The following is a 719-nucleotide window of genomic DNA, read 5'->3' as shown; positions in this document are numbered from 1 at the left end:
CCCCGCCATTGAGTTTTCGTGACTAAGACAATTAATTGATTGGCTAATTCGGGAATAATTTTAGCAATTTGACGACGATAAATTTCATCTAAACTCCCAAACGGAGAATCCATGACAATCGGAAATGTACTGCTATCTGGCCCCATTAGGGTGTTTTTTTGACTCCATTCTCGCACGCCTTCAATAATTCCCCCAATAAAAGATAAGCTAAGAATTTGATTTTCTCCGGTAGAAGCGGCGACTTGGGCTTCTTCTCCGGCTGTAGTTTCCACTAATTTTAATTCATAGTTTTCAGTCAGCTTAGGAAGATAGGGAGTAAAGGAAATTCGACTAAAAATATTTTGAACTCGACTTTCGAGTTGACACCGAAATTGTTGATCTAAGCGATCTTTCACTTGAGTTAAACGGGTAATTGCATCTTGAGTTTTTTCAATTCTTCTTTGGGCTAAAACTTGTTTCATTTCGTTCATTTTTAGCTTATCAATCTGTTTATCTAGTTGACTAACTGAACTTTTAGCCGTTTCGATTTGTTGTTGATTTGAACCCGTTTCTCGGTTGAGGTTATTAATTTTAGTTTCAACTTCATCCAAACGTTTTTGGAGTTGTTGAATATCTTCATCGGGGTAACTTCTCAACTTCTTTTTAACATCATCAAGTTGAGTTTCAATTCGAGATAACTCTGTTCTGTTTTGATTTAAGTTTGCTTGTTGTTGATCGAC

1 pseudogene is annotated in these 719 nt (G+C 36.4%); it reads right to left on the bottom strand.

Annotation, left to right across the window (positions count from 1 at the left end):
* Positions 1–719 (bottom strand): annotated as a pseudogene (locus tag M595_RS28235) (AAA family ATPase); the annotation flags it as partial.

Origin of the sequence: Lyngbya aestuarii BL J (genome assembly GCF_000478195.2) — a bacterium.
In the GTDB taxonomy this organism is placed as follows: domain Bacteria; phylum Cyanobacteriota; class Cyanobacteriia; order Cyanobacteriales; family Microcoleaceae; genus Capilliphycus; species Capilliphycus aestuarii.
This window is presented reverse-complemented; position numbering and strand designations above follow the sequence as displayed.